This is a genomic window from Dyella thailandensis, assembly GCF_050749815.1.
Taxonomy (GTDB): domain Bacteria; phylum Pseudomonadota; class Gammaproteobacteria; order Xanthomonadales; family Rhodanobacteraceae; genus Dyella_A.
In genome coordinates this window covers 2,744,289-2,762,194 of the sequence record NZ_CP192735.1, presented here as the reverse complement: position 1 = coordinate 2,762,194, position 17,906 = coordinate 2,744,289, and the positions used below count along the sequence as shown (strand labels likewise).

The window sequence follows — 17,906 nt, the reverse complement described above, 5'->3', positions numbered from 1 at the left end:
AAGAGCGGATGTGTCGTTTCCCCTGAATTCCCCTTCGAGAAGCCTAGGTGTGGTCGTGCGCGGCCGCAATATCCGCCATCGATGCCCGCAGCGCGACGGGCTGGTATCTTGGCGCGGTTGTCTTTCCTGCCTGGATCGATCCCCCGTGATTTCCCGAGACGAATTCGACGCGCTGGTGGCCCAGGGCCACACGCGCATTCCGCTGGTGCGCGAGGTGTTTTCCGATCTCGACACACCGCTGTCGGTGTACCTGAAGCTGGCCGATGGCCCGTACACCTTCCTGTTCGAATCGGTCGAGGGCGGCGCCACCTGGGGACGCTATTCGATCATCGGTCTGCCCGCGCGCCGGGTGTACCGCCTGCGTGGCCACGAACTGGAAGTGGAGGACGCCGGCGAGGTCACCGAGCGCCGCCATCTGGACGACCCGCTGGCCGAAATCGAGAAACTCCGCCAGCAGTACGACGTGCCGCGGTTGCCGCAGTTGCCGGCCTTCTCGGGTGGCCTGGTCGGCTACTTCGGCTTCGAGACGATCGGCTACATCGAGCCGCGCCTCGCGCAGTGGGATCGCCCCGACGAGCTGGGCACGCCCGACGTGCTGCTGATGCTGGCCGAGGAAGTGGCGGTGTTCGACAACCTCAAGGGCCGGCTGTACCTGATCGTGCACGCCGATCCCTCGCAGCCGCACGCCTACGCGCAGGCGCAGCGCCGTCTCGACGCGCTGGTCTACCGCCTGCGCCAGGGCGGCGCCTCGTACCCGCAGCTCACCCAGTCGGTGGCGCTGGACGAGAGCGATTTCAAATCTTCCTTCACCAAGGCCGAGTTCGAGGCGATGGTGGAAAAGGCGAAGGAATACATCCGCGCCGGCGACATCTTCCAGGTGGTGCCGTCGCAGCGGCTCAGCGTGGGCTTCAACGCGCGCCCGGTGGACGTGTACCGCGCGCTGCGCGCGTTGAACCCGTCGCCCTACATGTACTTCGTCGATCTCGGCAACACGCAGATCGTCGGCTCCTCGCCGGAAATCCTGGCCCGGCTGAAGGACGGCAAGGTGGTGGTGCGCCCGATCGCCGGCACCCGCAAGCGTGGCGCCGACGAGGCCGAAGACGCCGCGCTCGAAGCCGAGCTTCTGGCCGATCCGAAGGAGCGCGCCGAGCACGTGATGCTGATCGATCTTGGCCGCAACGACGTGGGCCGCATTACCGAGACGGGCAGCGTGGCGGTCACCGAGTCCTTCGTGGTCGAGCGTTACTCGCACGTGATGCACATCGTCAGCCAGGTGGAGGGCGAGCTGCGCGGCGAGCTCTCGTACATGGACGTGCTCAAGGCCACTTTCCCGGCCGGCACGGTCAGCGGTGCACCGAAGATCCGCGCGCTGGAAATCATCCAGGAGCTGGAGCCGGTCAAGCGCAACATCTACGCCGGCGCGATCGGCTGGATCGGCTGGTGGGGCGACGCCGACACCGCCATCGCGATCCGCACCGCGGTGATCCAGGACGGCCGCCTGCACGTGCAGGCCGGCGCCGGCATCGTCTACGACTCCGACCCGGCGTCGGAGTGGGAGGAGACGATGAACAAGGGCCGCGCGCTGTTCCGCGCCGTGGCGCAGGCGGCGAAGGGGCTGTGAGTCGGCATGTGCGCCGCGGCGGAGTCGGCGTGTTGCTGGCCGGCGCGCTGGCCGCGGGTGTCCACGCGGACGAGCCGCCGCGGGCACCGGCCTGGCCCGACACCGCGCTGGCCCGCACCGAGGCGCTGGCGTTGCTTCAGACGCTCAACGCCGATCTGCTCAGCCACGACAGTGCCACGTTGACGCTTGAGCGCTGGTGCGCCGCGCATGGCATGGCGTCGCCGGCCAAGGTGACGGCCGAGCCTATGCAAGGTGCGTCGCGCGATCTGCCGGCCGATCTGCGTGCCGCGCTCGGCATCGGCGCGGATGAACCGGTGGCCTATCGCCGGGTGGCGCTGCGCTGCGGTGGCCGCACGCTGTCGGAGGCGGAAAACTGGTACGTGCCCGCGCGCCTCACCGCCGCCATGAACCACACCCTGGAAACCACCGACGCGCCGTTCGGCAAGGTGGTGCAGCCGCTACATTTTCGTCGGCGCACGCTGTCGGCTGAGCTGCTGTGGTCGCCGCTGCCGGCGGGCTGGGAACGCGCTGAAAGCTTGCCCGCCGATCGCCCGGGCAAGCTGGCCATGCCGCACCGGCTGCTGCAGCACCGGGCGCTGCTGGTCGATGGCGACGGCCACCCGTTCAGTGCGCTCATCGAGACCTATACCGAGCAGGTGCTGGCGTTCGATCCGCCGCGGCCCGCTCCCTAAAGCCGCCGCGGTCCGCGCCCTAAAGCCGGCGCGATTGCAGCCGCTATCGGTAGGCCTTCCGCGGAGTCTCCGCGCCGGATCGCCAGGGAACGCCATGAACGAATCAGACCTCAGCCGATTGCCATACCGCCGCCCGCCGATGACGCGAGGCATCGATCCCCAGCGCATCAACTGGCTGTGGCGGCTGATCTGTGAGTTGGGATCGGTCGACTCGCGCGAAGTGATGGAGGCGCTGCATGCCGCCCAGGTGCCGGTGGACCTGCGCCGGGTGGACAGCTGGACAGTGAGCGATCGCGAGGCCTCGTTCTTCCCGATCACGCTGGCCGAGATGGAGCGCAACCTGCGTTGCGTGCTGGCGCTGCGCCACGCCCGCGCCGAGGCCAGCAAGGAGCTGCAGCGCGCCGGCGCCGAGGCGCCCGACGCCCTCGCGAAGGAGGATGGCGCCGAGGAAGGCGGCGCGGCGGGCAGCGACGAAGGCGATCCGGCGCCGCTGGAGTGGTAATCCGGCGCTGACGAAGGGCGCGTCGCAGTCCCTGCGATGCCGGTCGGTTGTGCTGTGCGCCCGTCGCGCACCGCTATCATCCCCACGATGCACACCGCCCCCAAGGACGACCTCAGCCGCGGCCTCGTGATCTATCGCGCGAGCCGGCTCGAAGCCCTGCTCGATCCGCTGCTGACGCTGCTCGACAGCGTGCCGCCGGCGCACGTGCTGGCGCCGCAGACGGTGATCGCCGCACACCCGGGCATGCGCCACTGGCTGGCCGGCGCGCTGGCGCGCAAGCGCGGCCCGGACGGCATTGTCGCCAACCTGCGCATCTCGCTGCCCAGCAGCTGGCTCGACGAGCTGGCGCTCGCCGTGCTCGGCAGCGGCGCGGTGGCGCTCACGCCGTACCGCCGCGACCGGCTGCGCTGGCGCATCCACGAACACCTGCCGGGCATCGACGACGCCCGCGTGCAGGGCTACCTCGCCGGCGGTGACGCGGCGCGCCGCCGCTACCAGCTGGCCGACCGGCTGGCGCGGCTGTACACGCAGTACCTGGTGTACCGGCCGGACTGGCTCGACGCCTGGGAGCACGGCCGCGACGACCTGCCGGAACTCACCTTCATGGCGCCGCTGTGGCGCCAGCTGCGCGCCGATATCGGTCTGCCGCACCGCGGCGAGCGGGTGCAGGCGCTGGTGCGCGAGCTGGCGCGCGATCCGGCCCGTCACGCCAGCGACGAGCCGCTGCACCTGTTCGGCATCAGCCACCTGGCCCCGGCCGAGCTGGCACTGCTGCGCGCGGTAAGCCAGCTGCGCCCGGTGGTGCTGTACGTGCCCGATCCCTGCCGCGAGTTCTGGGCCGGCCTGCGCGGCGAGCGCGAGCAGCTGCGCGAGCTGGCCGCGCGCACCGATTTCAGCGCGGCCTCCGAGCAGCATTTCCTGCAGATGGGGCATCCGCTGCTCGCTGCCTGGGGGCGCATGGGCCAGCACTTCATGCTGAACCTGCAGCGCTTCGACGATGCGGTGGCGATGGACGTGCGCCACTGGCAGGACGAGGCGCCGCCGTCGGGCGAGAGCCCGGGCCTGCTGCCGCGCCTGCAGGAGAGCCTGCGCGCGCTCGATCCCGCGCTGATCGATCCGCTGCGAGGCGGCACCGGCGCGGCGTTGGCCGACCGCTCGCTGCGCGTGCACCTGTGCCACACCCGCCTGCGCGAGCTGGAGGTGCTGCGCGATGCCCTGCTCGCCGAGCTGGCCGCGCGGCCGGACCTGAAGCCCTCGGACATCGTTGTGATGGCGCCGGATATCGCCGCCTACGTGCCGCTGCTGCCGGCGGTGTTCGGCGAGGCCGGCCGCCACCAGGGACCGCTGCCCTACCACCTGGCCGACGTGGCCATGGCCCGCACGCATCCGCTGCTCGACGCCTTCAGCCGCCTGCTGGCGGTGCCCGAATCGCGGCTCACCGCGCCGGAACTGCTCGACCTGATGCAGGTGCCGGAAGTGGCCCGCGCGCTGGGGCTGGGCGAAGGCGACCTCGACACGCTGGCGCGCTGGCTGCGCCAGGGCCGGGTGGCCTGGGCGTTGGACGGCGCGTTCCGCGAAGGTTTCGGCGTGCCCGGCATCGACGAGCACACGTTCGCCTGGGGCATGGACCGCCTGCTCGCCGGCTACGTGCTGGGCGACGCCGACACCGGCGAGCACGGCTGGGCGCTGCCTGACGGCGAGCTGTGGCCGGTGGAGGGCGTGCACGGTCCGCAGGCGGCGATCCTCGGTGCGTTGGACCGCCTGCTGCTGGCGCTGGCCGAGCTGCATCGCGACGCGTCCGAGCCGCGCACCGCCTCGGCCTGGGCGACGCGGCTGGAACGCCTGCTCGACACGCTGTTCCACATCGATCCGCGCGACCGCGAGGCGGTGGAGGCGCTGTCGTTGCTGCGCCGCTTCCTCCAGTCGACCAAGCTGGAGACGGCCGACTGCGGACTCGATCCGCTGCTGGAATTTTCCGTGGTGCGCGAGGTGCTGCGCGAACGGCTCGCCGCCGCGCCCGAGCGCCAGCGCTTCCTGCTCGGCGGAGTCACCTTCTGCGGCATGGTTCCGCAGCGCGCGATCCCGTTCCGCGTGGTCGCCGTGCTCGGCCTCAACGACGGCGAGTTCCCGCGCGGCCCGGGCGACGCCGGGCTCGACCTGATGCAGCGCCACCGCCGCCTCGGCGACCGCGACGTGCGCAGCGACGACCGCTACCTGTTCCTGGAAACGGTGATGGCCGCGCGCGAAGTGCTGCACCTGTCTTACATCGGCGAGGGCGTGCGCGATGGCAAGCCGCGCAACCCGGCCGCGCCGCTGGCCGAGCTGCTGCAGTGCCTGAACGATCAGGCCGGCCTGCGCGGTATCGACGCCGACGAGGACGACAGGCCGCCGGCGCCGGGCGCGCCGCGCGTCATCCACCGGCCGTGGCGCATCAAGCATCCGCTGCAGCCGTTCGACCGCCGCTACTTCGACGGCAGCGATCCGCGCCTGTTCACTTTCGACGGCGGCAGTGCGGGCATGGTGCGCGGCGTACCAACCGCGCCGTTCCTCGACGGTGGCGACGATATCGCCGGCGAGGTGCCGGGACCCATCGCGCTGCGCGAGGTGCAGGCCTACTTTCGCGATCCCGCGCGGCAGTTGCTGGCGCGCCAGCTCAATATCCGGCTCGACGCGCTGGAGGACGACCGCCTGCAGGCCGACGAACCGCTGCAGCCGGGCTTCAGCGTGCTGGACCAGGTGGGGCGACGGCTGTTCTTCGACGCGCTGGGCGAAGGGAGTTTCGAGCTGCCGGAATCGCCGCCCGCCTGGCTTCGGCTGAGCGGCATGCTGCCCGGCGGCCGGCTCGGTCTGGCCGCCTGGACGGCCGAACGCGACGCGGTAAACGCGCTGCTGCGCACGGCGCAGGCGCATCCGCTGTTCGCCGGCGCGCTGCCGCAGCGCCAGCCCTACGCGCTGTCGCTCGCCGTGGGCGAACACGTGGTGGAAGGGGTGCTGGAGCGCGTGTTCGTGACCGATGACGCGCTGTGGCTGTTCGACGCGTGGCCGGGCAAGAAGGCCGAGTCGCTGACGTTCGCCCAGCGCGTGCCGCTGTTCCTGGAGTGGGCGCTGCTGCGCCTCGCCGCCGGTACCGCCACGCCGGTGCGGGTGGCGGTGTTCACCGCAGACGAGCCCGCCGATGTGGACGGACCGTTCAACGAGTGGGACGAGACCCTGCGCGCCGCGTCGCCGGACACGGCGCGCGCGATTCGCGAGGCGCTGATCGCCCGCGTTGCCGCGCTGCTGGCGATCTGGCGGCAGGCCCAGCGCCAGCCGCTGCCGTACTTCCCACGCACCAGCTGGGCCGCGCTGGACGACAAGCCCGACGCCGCGCGCCAGGCCTGGGAGGGCGGCTTCGCCACCGGCGAGCGCGACTACGCGCCCGGCTACGCGCGCCTGCTCGCTGGCGAGACGAATTTCGCCGACGGCCAGCCGCCGCACGCCGAACTGCAGGCGCTGGCGCTGCGCCTGGCGCATTTGATCGACCCGGCCACGCTGGACGAGGTGAACGCATGACCGGCACCGCCGAACGCGCCGCCGCGCTGGACTGGAGCCAGCTGCAACTGGTCGGCGACGGCCTCACACTGATCGAGGCGAGCGCCGGCACGGGCAAGACCTGGACCATTGCCGTGCTCTACCTGCGCCTGCTGCTGGAGCAGGGTTTGAGCCCACGCGCGGTGGTCGTCACCACCTTCACCGACGCCGCGGCGCAGGAGCTGCGTGAACGTTTGCGCGCCAAGCTGGTGTGGGGCGAGATGGCCGCGGCCGACTGGCAGGCCGGCATCGCCGCGCCGGACGTCGGCGCCGACCTTGCCTGGCTGCAGGCGCGCTGGCAGGACGATCCGACGCAGGCCGAGCAAGACCGTCTGCGCCTGCGCCTCGCCCAGGCCGAGCTCGACCTGGCGCCGGTGGGCACCATCCACAGCCTGTGCCGGCGCGTCCTCGGCGACTTCCCCTTCGAGAGCGGCGCCGGTTTCCAGCTGGGCGAGATGGTGTCGTCCGAGGCGCTGCTGGACGAGTGGTCGGCGGACCTGTGGCGACGGCTGCAGCAGGGCGAGGTCGCGGTCCCGGAAGCGCCCGCGTCGCTGGCCGCGCTGCGTCGCCAGCTCAAGGCCTACCTGCAGCCGGGTGTCGCCTTGTGGGCGCCCGACGCCGCGTGCCTGGAGGCCGAACTGCCGGCGGCGCAGGCCGACGCGCTGGAGGCTTTCGCCGCCGACAAGGCGAATTTCCTGCCGCGCAAGACCGCGCTGAAGACCGCGCTGCTGGCGCTGGCGCAGTGGCTGCGCCAGCGCGGCGAGCTGCCCAAGGCATCGGCCATCGCCAACCTGCTCGGCGCCGAAGGCGACGCCGGCGACCAGCTCACCGCCGAGGCGCTGGTTGCGACGAATACGCAGGCCCTGCTCGCCTTCGCCGCTCGCGCCGGCCGCCTGTTCGAATACGCCGCCAAGGCCGATGAGGTGCGCGCCTGGCAGGGCTGGCTGGCGCAGGTGCAGGCCTGGCGCGAGGAGCGACTGGCCGCGCGCGGCCAGCTCAGTTTCGACGAGCTGATCGCCCGCGTCGGCAGCGCGCTCAGGCGCGAGGACCGCGCGCTGGCCGACCGCCTGCACTCGGCCTGGCCGGTGGCGCTGGTGGACGAGTTCCAGGACACCGACGGCCAGCAGTACGACATCCTGCGCGCGATCTACAGCGACGCCGCTGGCGTGCCGCGCGGGCGGCTGGTGATGATCGGCGACCCCAAGCAGGCGATCTATCGCTTCCGCGGTGGCGACATCCACACCTACCTGCGCGCCGCCGACGGCGCCGACCAGGTGCTGCGGCTGGACACCAACCACCGTTCCTCGCTGGCGATGGTCGCCGCGCTGAACCAGTTCTACGAAGTCGCCGGCGCCGTGCTGAGTGCGGACCCGGACGCGCGCATCCGCGTCGAGCCGGTGAAAGCCAGCAGCCGACGCGACGGCGCGCCCTACACGATCGACGGCACGCCCCTGGCGCAGCCGCTGCAGCTCCACTGGCAGCCGGATTATCCGGCATCGGTCCCGGCGCGCTCGCGCGAGGCGCTGGACGCCTGCGCGCGGCAGATCGCCGGGCTGCTGGCTTCCGGTCGCCATCGCATCGGTGATCGCGCCGTGCAGCCGGGCGACATCGCCGTGCTGCTGCCCGGCAACCAGGACATCACCGAGCTGCGCACGCGCCTGCAGCGCCTCGGCGTGCCCTGCGTGGGCGCGGGCCGCTCCAGCGTGTTCGCGCTGGACGTGGCGCGCGAGCTGCAGATCCTGCTCTACGGCATCGACCACGCCAGCGACGAGGGCGCGGTGCGCGCGGCGCTGGCCACGCGGCTGTACGGACTTGGCTTCCACACGCTGAAGGCGCTGCGCGAGCAGCCGGAAGCCTGGCTCGACTACGAGCAGCAGTTCCAGCAGTGGCGAGCGCGCTGTCAGCGCGAGGGCGTGCTGGCGGTGGTGCGCGAACTGATCGAGCATGCGGCGCCTGCGCTGTTGGCGGGTGACGACGGCGAGCGCGCGCTCACCGACCTGCGCCATCTTGGCGAACTGCTGCAGGCGCAGGCCGACCAGCTGCACGGCAGCGAGCAGTTGCTGGTCTGGTTCGCCCGTCAGCGTGAAGGGGAGGCTGCCGGTGGCGACGCGGCGGACGAGCAGCAGCTGCGCATCGAGTCCGACGCGCAGCGCGTGCGCCTGATGACCCTGCACGCCAGCAAGGGCCTGGAGTTCAACCTGGTCTTCCTCCCGCTGATGTGGGACCACACCCGCAACGCCAACGACACCCTGCCGGTGATCGACGAACTGCTGTGCGGCCAGCGCGTGATCGGCTTCGGCAAGGCGGCCAAGGCGCAGTACGACCACGAAGGCCAGGACGAGCGCTTCCGAGTGCTGTACGTGGCGCTGACTCGCGCCGTGTATGCGTGTCACGTCTACGTGCTGCCGCCGGATCGCCCGGCGCGGGCCAACAGCGACAAACCGGCCAACGATCCGGAACGCGCGCCGCTGGATGTAGCCATTGAACGCCTGCTCGCCGCGCAGGCTGCCGGTCTCGATCTGGCGAAGGCGGCGCCGCAGCTCGGCTGGTGCACCGACGGCTGGCCCTGGCGCGGCGAACGCCTCGTGCCGGACGTCGTGGAGGAGGGCGATCGCGTGCCGCGCCCTGAGCCGCCGCCACATCCGGACGCGCGCGTGTACAGCTTCTCCAACCTGGTCCGTGGCGCCCACGAGGGCACGCTGGAAGATGCCGCCGCCAGCGACGAGGCGCCGGCGGCCGATGCCGCCGCCGAGGCGCTCGACGCCATGCTGCCCGCCGCCGAGCCGGCGCTGCCGCATGCGGAATTGCAGGCGCTGGCGGCGATCCGCGGTGCCGACATCGGCAACGCGCTGCACGCGATGTTCGAGCACCGCACCATCGGCGAGCCGATGACCCGCCAGCTCGGCCTGATCGACCGCGAGCTGCGCGACGCGGGCGTGCCGCTGGACGAGCGCGAGCGCCCGGCGCTGATCGAGCGCATTGCGCAGCGGCTGCAGGCCAACCTGGAAGCCGAGCTGCTGCCCGGCCTGCACCTCGGTAGCGTGCCGCCGCAGCGCCAGCTGGCCGAGATGGAATTCCACTACCTGCTCGATGGCGCTACCGTCGCCGCGCTGCGCGAGGCCTGCACGCGCCACGGCGAGCCGACGCTGGTGCCGTTCACCGCGGTCAACCAGCTGCGCGGGCGGATGACCGGCAAGATCGACCTGATCCTCGAACACGACGGCCGCTTCCACGTGCTCGACTACAAGAGCAACTACCTCGGCGACCGTCTGGACGGCTATACGCCCGACGTGCTGCGCGTGGCGATGGACGACCACCAGTACCGCTTCCAGGCGCTGCTCTACACCGTGGCGGTGGATCGCATGCTGCGCCAGCGCCTGCCGGGCTACCGCCGCGACCGGCACCTGGGCGAGGCGATCTACCTGTTCGTGCGTGCGGTGGGGCTGGCGCCGCGCTCCGGCATCTGGCGCCACCGCTTCGACGATGCGCTGGTCGAGGCGGCCGACGCGGCGCTGGCCGGGCGCCTCGAAGGAGCCGCCGCATGAGCACCTACCGCTTCGTCCCCTCTCCGCTGGAACTGGCCGACGCGCCGTGGCGCCCGCTCGACCGCGCCGTGCTGCGCTGGACGCTCGGCCACGGCGGTTCGCCGCTGCTGGCGAAGATGGCCGCCTGGGCCAGCTACGCCGACGGCGAGGGCGACACCGCGCTGCCGCTTTCCGGCGACGGTCCGGGTCGCCACGGCATGCCGCGGCCGGATGCCGAGGCGCTGGCCGCCCTGCGCGCCGAGCCGCTGGTCGGCGACGGCAGTGTGCCGACGCCGTACGTGATCGATGCCGACGACCGCTTCTACCTGTGGCGTAACCACGCGCACGAGGTCGCCGTGGCGAACGCGGTGCGCGCGCGGCGCGCGGCGGCCCTGTCCGTGGCCGTCGACGAAGCGCTGATCGACACGCTGTTCCACGGCGACCGCTCCGACGCCGTGCAGCGCCAGCGCGAGGCGGTGGCGGCAGTCGCCGGGCGCCGGCTGTTCGTGCTCACCGGCGGCCCCGGCACCGGCAAGACCACCACCGTGCTGCGCATGCTGCTGGCACTGCAGCGACAGGCCGCCGACACGACACTGCCGATCCAGGTCGCCGCGCCTACCGGAAAGGCGGCGCAGCGACTGGTGCAATCGCTGCGCCAGGGCAAGCAGGCGCTGGCGTCCCAGCTCGACGACAGCTGGAGCGCCGCGCTGGCGACGATCCCCGACAGCGAGGCGCTGACCCTGCATCGCCTGCTCGGCTACGACCCGCGCCGCAACCGCTTCACTCGCGACGCCGCGCATCCGCTCGCTGCCGACGTGGTGGTGGTGGACGAGGCCTCCATGGTCGACCTGGCGATGCTGCGCGCCCTGCTCGACGCGGTGCGGCCGCAGGCCACCCTGGTGCTGGTGGGCGATGCCGACCAGCTCACCTCGGTCGCCGCTGGTTCCGTGCTGATGGATCTGGTGAGCGCGTTCGAGGCCGATCCGCGCGGCGACCTGGTGCGGCTGGAGCACAGCTTCCGCGCCGAGCGGCAGCTGGTGCCGATCAACCAGGCGGTGCGACGGGGCGACGAAGGCGCGCTGCGCGAGGCGATGGCCGCCGCCGGCGACGACGCGCGCTGGCGTGACGTGGCCGATACCGCGACGCTGCGCCGTGCGCTGGCCGGCTGGTGCGATGCACTGGCCGCGCTGCCGATCCGTCCCGCGCTGCTTCCCCGCGACGAGGCCAACATCGAGGCGCGCGCGGCAGCGGCCGTGCAGGCGCTGCGCGCGCTGGCGCAGCGGCAGCTGCTGTCGGCGCTGCGCGAGGACGCCTTCGGCGCGCTCGCCCTCAACGGCTGGATCGAGCAGCGCCTGAAGCAACTCTGGGGCGTGCCGCCGGACCGCCACTGGTACGCGGGCCGCGCCGTGCTGGTGACCCGCAACGACTACGCAGCGCGCCTGTACAACGGCGACGTCGGCCTGTGCCTGGCCGAGCCGGACGGCTCGCTGCGCGTGTGGTTCGAGACGGTCGACGAACACGGCCGCGCCAGCGCACGCAGCTTCGCCCCCGGCACGCTGCCACCGCACGAGGGCGGCTTCGCCATCACCGTGCACAAGAGCCAGGGCTCCGAGTACGACCTCGCCGCCGTGTTGCTGCCGCCCGACCCCGAGCACCGCCTGCTGTCGCGGCAGTTGCTCTACACCGGGCTGTCTCGGGCGAAGCGGCAGGTCGAGCTGTGGGGCACCGGCGAGGCGGTCGCGGCGGCGTTGGATCGGCCGGTGCAACGCGCCGGTGGGTTGGCACCGCGGTTATCGCGGACTGGCGACGGGGGCTGAGCGCATGGTGCGCCGTGCTGCTCTGGTCGTGCAGCAGCGTGCGCACGTGACGCTGGATATCACTGGCGCGATGAAGCTCTATATCTGCGCAGAAGCCCAAGAGCTGTCATTCCCGCGAAAGCGGGAATCCATCTAGCTCTGATGCAGCGGTCACCGTGGATTCCCGCTTTTGCGGGAATGACGGCAAAGTGGGCGGTGCTTCCGGTTGGCCGCGTCCAGTTTTCCCGGGCCGGGTGAGGCGCACAGTCATTGCCATTGCCATTGCCATCGCCATCGATCACGGGAATAACGGAAAGGCGTGATGGACGCTTCTAGGGGCTACTTTCGGTCTCTCTGGCCGCAGAGGGCACACAGGCATTGCCGCCGCCATCGATCTGCTGCGCGAGGTTGTAGAGGATGCGCGCATCCTCGGCATCCAGCGTCTCGCCCTGCATCGCGCGGAAGTGGTGGTGGAACGAGCGCACCGCGCCCGGGCGGTCGTCCAGCGGATAGCCGACCACCGCCAGCGCCATCCACGGATCGAAGCCGGCGGGCGGATCGCACAGCGGCCCCTGCGGCCACAGGCCGAAGCCGGCCTGGGCCAGCGTGCTCCAGGGGAAGTACGGGCCGGGGTCGTCCTTGCGCGTGGGCGCCAGGTCTTCGTGGCCGATGATCTGCGTGGGCGGGATCTGCAGCCGCGTGGTGAGGTCGCCGAGCAGGCGCAGCAGGCTGTCGATCAACGGCTGGCTGAAGGGCTCGTGGCCGTTGTTGTCCAGCTCGATGCCGATCGAGGCGGAGTTGAGGTCGGTGATGGTGCCCCAGCGACCGCCGCCGGCATGCCAGGCGCGCAGCTGATCGCTGACCAGCTGGTAGATGTGGCCGTCCTTGCCGATCAGGTAGTGCGCACTGACCGGCCCGCCGCTGTTGCGCGTGCGCAGGGTGTCCAGCGCCTGCTGCGCCGAGTCCTCGTTGGTGAAGTGCACCACGATCAGCACCGGCCGACGGATGTCGTGGTTGGGCGACGGCACCCAGGTCGCCAGCGGATTGCGCGGCGGTGCGTGCGCGCAGGCGGCGAGCAGGGCGATGCCGGCGAGCAGGCCGAGCTGGCGGATCGTGCGGGGCAGGAGCGAACGGGACATCGGAGCAGCTTTCCTTCGGGCGTGCATGAAGTGCGTGAAGCGCAAGGTCAATCCGCGAGCCAGGGCTGCGCGATCTTCAGCACGGTCTGGTACGGCTCGGGATCGTTGCGGTTGCTGAGCAGGATCACCGTGAGGTGGCGCTTCGGCCAGCGCACGATCACGTTGCGGAACCCCATGCTCTCGCCGGAGTGCCACAGCGTGTCGCCGGTGATGCGCCAGCCGAAACCGTACTGCGCTTCGTACGGTTCGCCGGTGACCTTCACGTGCGGGCTGAAAGCGAGCTGGCGCGAGGCGGCGCTGAGCAGGCGGTCGTCGTACAGCGCGGCATCCCACTTGGCCAGGTCGTCGATCGACGCGTAGATGCCGCCGTCGCCGCGAGTGGCCGAGGTCACGCTCTGGTCGGTGCGCTGCCAGTGGCCATCGATCCGGCTGTAGCCATAGGCGCGGTTGGGCACGGCCGGGCCGCGGTGGTGTTCGTAGAGCAGGGTGTGCTCCATGTGCAGCGGCGCGAAGATGCGCGCCTTCAGGAAGGCCGGCAGGGTCATCCCCGAGGCCCGCTCGATCACCAGGCCGAGCAGCACGTAGCCGGTGTTGCTGTAGCGGTAGGCCGAGCCCGGCGGGAAGTAGCCGTTGTCGGTCTGCGCGATCAGCCGCAGCACGTCGGCATCGCTGACCTGCTCGGTCTGCGCGGGCGGGATCAGGTCTTCGTAGTCGAGCAGGCCGCCGGTGTGGTCGAGCAACTGGCGCAGCTGGATGCGGTCGGTGAAGGCCGGCAGCGTGGGCAGCCAGTGACGGATGGAGTCGTCCAGCGACAGCTTGTGGTCTTCGGCCAGCAACAGGATCGCCGCGGCGGTGAACTGCTTGCTCACCGAGGCGAGCCGGTAGTCGGTGGCGGGCGTGGCTGGCACGTGATGTTCGAGATCGGCGTAGCCGAAGCCGCGGCGCACCACCGGCTTGCCGTCCTTGAGGATCAGCAGCGAGGCACCGGGGACGTCGCCGGTGTAGGGCCGCATCAGTGCGTCCACCGTGCCCGTGGCGGTGCCCGCCATGGCAGGGCCGGAAACGAGGACGATCAACGCAAGGCTGGCAAACCATCGGTACATGACTGGCGCTTCCTGTTCGTACGCTGCATCAACGCGGCGGCTCTTGTAGGAGCCCACCCTGTGGGCGACCGCTGTTGCCCCGGTCGCGCACAGGGTGCGCTCCTACGGGTGATCCCTAGCGGATCGGCACGTCGTACATCGTGTGCGGCGTGGGTTCGGGCTGGAGGGTGTAGTGCCACCACTCCATCGGATAGTTCTTGAAGCCTTCGCGCGCCATGGCGCGCAGCAGGCGCTGGCGGTTCGCACGTTGCTCGGCAGTGACACCGGGGTTGTCGGTGTTGGCGCGCAGGCCGAACCAGTCGAACGGCGTGCCCATGTCCAGCGGCTTGCAGTGCCGGTCGTGCGCGTCGCACTGCTCCATGGTCAGGTCGGCGGTGGCGCCGCGGCTGTGGCCGGAGACCGGGGCGATGTAGTCGCCGAGCAGTTTCGACTTGTCCAGGTGGGGGTAGTGCGCGGCCTTGGTCGTTTGGTCGGACAGGTCGTGCGCCCAGCGCACGAAGTCGGCAACCGCGCGCGCCGGGCGATAGCAGTCCCATATCCGCAAACGCGCGTGCTCGCGGCGCAGGTCGTGTTCCACGCGCGCCAGCGCCTCGGCGACGGGTTGCAGCAGCAGGCACTTCGGCGCGGCGTAGCCGTCCACCGGGCGACCGACGAAGTTGTCGTGGCCGGCGTACTTGATGTCTTCGTGGATGTCCGGCACCAGCGTGCGGATATCCACCAGGTTCGCTTCCGCGGCCGTGCTCGCGGAGGAAAGCGTGACGGGCTCATCCGCGAAAGCCGGCATGGCGATCACCATGAGAACCAGCGTGATCATGTAGGAGCGCACCCTGTGCGCGACTGGCCGCAGCGGCAAGCGTGGGTCGCGCACAGGGTGCGCTCCTACAGCGGCGTATCCGCTGCGGGTGACATGCAGATTCCCATCGCTGGAGCTGACTTGGGCTGGGATCGATGCCGCTGGCGCAACCGGCCGGTCAGCGATCGCCGGCGAGGTCGATGCGCGGGAGTAGGAGCGCACCTTGTGCGCGATCGGGCGCAGCGGCAGGCACGGGCTGCGCGCAGGAATCGGGTGGGTCACGGGCAGTCTCCGGTGCGCGTGAAATGCAGGTCCTCGTAGTCGGAGCTGAAGTCGGCGAGAGCGTCGGCCTTGGCCATCGTCAGGGTCACCGGTGTGCCGGGATGCACGTCGAGCCAGGCGTCGGGGTAGACGGTGGCGTCGTCCCAGTGCACCAGCAGGCGGCCGTCGAGAAGACGCACCTCGCCGGCGAGCTTGGGCGATTTCGCCACCGCGAAGCGCACGCGGTCACCGGCGGAGCACAGCGTCATCTCACCCAGCCAGGGATCGCGGTAACGGCCGTTCCATGCGGCCGCTTCCTTGGGCGATACGGGCACGGCATGCGACGTGTCCGGCGCTGGCGTGCGACGGCTGTCGGCCTGGGCGGCGCGGTCCAGCGCAGCGGCGTACCAGGCGATGCCGCGGGTGTCGTCGGGCGCGGTGAAGTGCTTGAGCAGCAGCTCGCCCAGCACGGTGCGCGCATCGTCGGCCTCGCCGTTGATCAGGAACACGAAGCCGCTGCGCTGGTCCGGCAAAAGCATCAGCTCCGAGTACATGCCCGACAGCGTGCCGGTGTGCCACACGGTCCAGTGGCCATCGACGTCGGCCATGCGCCAGCCGTAGCCGTAGGCCATCACGTGGCTGTGATCCCACTCCCGACGCTGCTTCGATACGGGAATCAGCATGTGCGGCGACTGCAGCACGTGGCGCTGCTCTTCGGACAGCCAGGTGAGCTGCGCTGGCGTCGGCGCCAACCAGTTCTTCGCCCAGGTCAGCATGTCGGTGAGATCGCAGCGGATGCCGCCGGCCGGCGCCGAGGTGATTGCCGGAATCGTCGCGCCGTCCTCGCGGATCGGCTCGTTGCGGCCGTCGACCTGGCGATGCGGCTGCGCCAGGTCGCCCACCGCATCGCGGTTCCACTCACCCACTTGGCAGCGGCCGAGGCCGAGCGGCTGGAACACCTCGCGATGCATCAGCGTCTCGTACGGCGCACCGCCCGCGGCCGCGGCGACTTCGCCGGCCACCACGTAGAGCAGGTTGTCGTACTGGTATTTCGAGCGAAAGCTGTAGCCGGGCGCGATATAGCGCAGGCCGCGGATGATGTCCTGCCGCGTGTAGGCGTTCGGCTCCGGCCACAGCATCAGGTCGCCGCCGCCCTCGGGCAGGCCGCTGGAGTGGGTGAGCAGGTCGGCCACGCGCATGTTCTTGGTCACCCACGGATCGTGCATGGCGAAGTCGGGCAGGTACTTCGTCACCGGGTCGTCCCAGTGCAGCTTGCCCTGGTCGACCAGGCGGCCGAGCAGGGCGGTGGTCATCGCCTTGCTGTTGGAGGCGATCTTGAACAGCGTGCGGGCGTCGATCTTGTGGCCGGATCCGGCGACCGTTTCGCCGCGGGTGGCGGTGTAGACGACCTTGCCGTGTTCGATGACGCCGACGGCGATGCCGGGGAGGTGGTAGCGGGCGACGACGCTGTCGAGGATGTGGTCGTAGGTTTCCTGACGAGATGAGGCTGTCGCGGTGGATGTAGCCAGAGTGAGGACCAGGGCAAGGCAAAAACGCCCCCTCACCCCAGCCCTCTCCCCCTGCATGGCAGGGGGAGAGGGAGCACAGGCGGAGCGCGCTCTGACTCCCTCTCCCCCCGCCCCGCGGGGGGAGAGGGTTGGGGTGAGGAGGCGCGCTTGATTGATCTTCACCTCACCGCCCCGCATCACGTTCCACCTCGCTCCACACCCGCAGCAGATTCCCGCCCCAGATCTTCGCGATATCGCCATCGCTGAAGCCGGCGCGTCGCAGCGCGGCGGTGACGTTGCGGGTCTGGCTGGCGTCGGCCCAACCGGTGATGCCGCCGCCGCCGTCGAAGTCCGAGGCGATGCCGACGTGGTCGATGCCGGCCACGTCCACCATGTGGCGGATCTGCTTCACGTAGTCGTCCACCGTGGGCAGCGGGTAGGTCTTCTCGATCTCCGCCATGCCCTTGGCCATCGCCGGCAGATAGTCATGCTTGTCCGAGTCGTACTCCTTGTCGCCGGCCTCGCGCGCGACCTGCGCCTGCAGTTTTTTCTCGGCCGCCTCGCGGCCGGGGTCCTTCTTCAGGAATTCCTTGTACGCCACCGCCTGGATCACGCCGCCCTTGGCCGCGATGGCGCGCAGCAGGTCGTCTGGTAGGTTGCGCGGGTGGTCGAGCACGGCGCGCGCGCCGGAGTGCGAGGCGATGATCGGCGCGGTGGATACCGCGAGCGCGTCGCGCACGCAGCGGTCCGACGCGTGCGAGATGTCGACCATGATGCCGAGCGCGTTGGCGCGTTTGACCACCGCGCGACCAAAGTCGCTCATGCCGCGGTCGCCCGGGCTGTTCATCGCGCTCTCGCCGTGTTCGATATCGGGCAGTGAGCTGGTGCACAGGTCGTTGTTGCCGACGTGGACCAGGCCGACGTAGCGCGCGCCGCGGTCGTAGGCGGCATCGAGTCGCTTGAGGTCATGGCCGAGCGAGTAGGCGTTCTCGACGCCGATCATCGCCGACAGCAGGCCGGTCTTTCGATTGGCCAGCGCCTGCGCGGGCGTGGTGGCCAGGCGGATGCGGTCGGGGTAGGTCATCAGCATGTCGCCGATAGCGTCGTATTTCTCCTCGGCCTGCTGCACGGCTTTCGCGTAGCCGGCGGCGTCCAGTTTGTGCTGCGGCACCCAGATCACGAAGAACGCGGCGTTGAGCCCGCCGCGCTCCATTTTGCCCAGGTCGACCAGCAGCGGCGTGTCCTTGCCGACGTCGAAGCGCGACTCGTGCATGTAGGTGAAGGGGATATCGACGTGGGTGTCGAGGGTGATCGGCGGGTCGTTCTGGGCCAGCGCGGTGCCGGCAAGGGCGAAGGCGATCAGGCAGGCCAGGGGTCGGATCATCGCTCGGGTCCTC

11 protein-coding genes are annotated in these 17,906 nt (G+C 70.8%); 6 read left to right on the top strand and 5 right to left on the bottom strand.

All coding sequences use genetic code 11. The features are described 5' to 3' along the window. Positions 1–145 precede the first annotated feature (145 nt). The 6 genes from trpE (at position 146) to recD (ending at position 11,726) form a co-directional block, all read left to right on the top strand. Positions 146–1,621: an anthranilate synthase component I gene (trpE, locus tag ACQVBX_RS12760; RefSeq protein WP_431634478.1), complete on the top strand. Its 1,476-nt coding sequence runs from the start codon at positions 146–148 to the stop codon at positions 1,619–1,621. Between the two features lie 29 nt (positions 1,622–1,650). Continuing rightward, complete coding sequence (locus ACQVBX_RS12755; protein WP_431634477.1) at positions 1,651–2,313, top strand: hypothetical protein; 663 nt, start codon at positions 1,651–1,653, stop codon at positions 2,311–2,313. 94 nt (positions 2,314–2,407) lie between these two features. Continuing rightward, positions 2,408–2,815 (top strand): hypothetical protein, encoded by a 408-nt coding sequence (locus ACQVBX_RS12750; protein WP_431634476.1) that lies wholly within the window; start codon positions 2,408–2,410, stop codon positions 2,813–2,815. Positions 2,816–2,902: 87 nt separating this feature from the next. Beyond that, positions 2,903–6,367 carry an exodeoxyribonuclease V subunit gamma gene (gene recC / locus ACQVBX_RS12745; protein ID WP_431634475.1) on the top strand — a complete coding sequence of 1,155 codons (3,465 nt, stop codon included), beginning with the start codon at positions 2,903–2,905 and terminating at the stop codon, positions 6,365–6,367. Next, positions 6,364–9,930, top strand: coding sequence for a UvrD-helicase domain-containing protein (locus tag ACQVBX_RS12740; RefSeq protein ID WP_431634474.1), 3,567 nt, complete (start codon positions 6,364–6,366; stop codon positions 9,928–9,930). Before recC ends, ACQVBX_RS12740 begins: the two co-directional genes overlap by 4 nt. Further along, entirely contained in the window at positions 9,927–11,726 is a 1,800-nt protein-coding gene (recD, locus tag ACQVBX_RS12735) for an exodeoxyribonuclease V subunit alpha (RefSeq protein WP_431634473.1), read from the top strand. The genes ACQVBX_RS12740 and recD overlap by 4 nt, the downstream gene beginning before the upstream one ends. 311 nt (positions 11,727–12,037) lie before the next feature. Here recD and ACQVBX_RS12730 read toward each other — a convergent pair whose 3' ends face one another. The 5 genes from ACQVBX_RS12730 to ACQVBX_RS12710 form a co-directional block, all read right to left on the bottom strand. Then, positions 12,038–12,844 carry an N-acetylmuramoyl-L-alanine amidase gene (locus tag ACQVBX_RS12730; RefSeq protein WP_431634472.1) on the bottom strand — a complete coding sequence of 269 codons (807 nt, stop codon included), beginning with the start codon at positions 12,842–12,844 and terminating at the stop codon, positions 12,038–12,040. 47 nt (positions 12,845–12,891) lie between these two features. After that, positions 12,892–13,947, bottom strand: coding sequence for a serine hydrolase domain-containing protein (locus tag ACQVBX_RS12725; protein WP_431634470.1), 1,056 nt, complete (start codon positions 13,945–13,947; stop codon positions 12,892–12,894). A 115-nt stretch (positions 13,948–14,062) separates the two neighbouring features. Further along, positions 14,063–14,761 carry a M15 family metallopeptidase gene (locus ACQVBX_RS12720; RefSeq protein ID WP_431634469.1) on the bottom strand — a complete coding sequence of 233 codons (699 nt, stop codon included), beginning with the start codon at positions 14,759–14,761 and terminating at the stop codon, positions 14,063–14,065. 257 nt (positions 14,762–15,018) lie between these two features. Continuing rightward, entirely contained in the window at positions 15,019–16,587 is a 1,569-nt protein-coding gene (locus ACQVBX_RS12715) for a serine hydrolase (RefSeq protein ID WP_431634468.1), read from the bottom strand. A 106-nt stretch (positions 16,588–16,693) separates the two neighbouring features. Continuing rightward, entirely contained in the window at positions 16,694–17,893 is a 1,200-nt protein-coding gene (locus ACQVBX_RS12710) for a dipeptidase (RefSeq protein ID WP_431634467.1), read from the bottom strand. Between the last annotated feature and the right edge of the window lie 13 nt (positions 17,894–17,906).

Coding starts and splice junctions, on each gene's coding strand:
- recC (WP_431634475.1), top strand. CDS start 2,903: ATGCACACCGCCCCCAAGGACGACCTCAGCCGCGGCCTCGTGATCTAT.
- ACQVBX_RS12715 (WP_431634468.1), bottom strand. CDS start 16,587: ATGCAGGGGGAGAGGGCTGGGGTGAGGGGGCGTTTTTGCCTTGCCCTG.
- ACQVBX_RS12750 (WP_431634476.1), top strand. CDS start 2,408: ATGAACGAATCAGACCTCAGCCGATTGCCATACCGCCGCCCGCCGATG.
- ACQVBX_RS12730 (WP_431634472.1), bottom strand. CDS start 12,844: ATGTCCCGTTCGCTCCTGCCCCGCACGATCCGCCAGCTCGGCCTGCTC.
- ACQVBX_RS12710 (WP_431634467.1), bottom strand. CDS start 17,893: ATGATCCGACCCCTGGCCTGCCTGATCGCCTTCGCCCTTGCCGGCACC.
- recD (WP_431634473.1), top strand. CDS start 9,927: ATGAGCACCTACCGCTTCGTCCCCTCTCCGCTGGAACTGGCCGACGCG.
- ACQVBX_RS12725 (WP_431634470.1), bottom strand. CDS start 13,947: ATGTACCGATGGTTTGCCAGCCTTGCGTTGATCGTCCTCGTTTCCGGC.
- ACQVBX_RS12720 (WP_431634469.1), bottom strand. CDS start 14,761: ATGATCACGCTGGTTCTCATGGTGATCGCCATGCCGGCTTTCGCGGAT.
- ACQVBX_RS12740 (WP_431634474.1), top strand. CDS start 6,364: ATGACCGGCACCGCCGAACGCGCCGCCGCGCTGGACTGGAGCCAGCTG.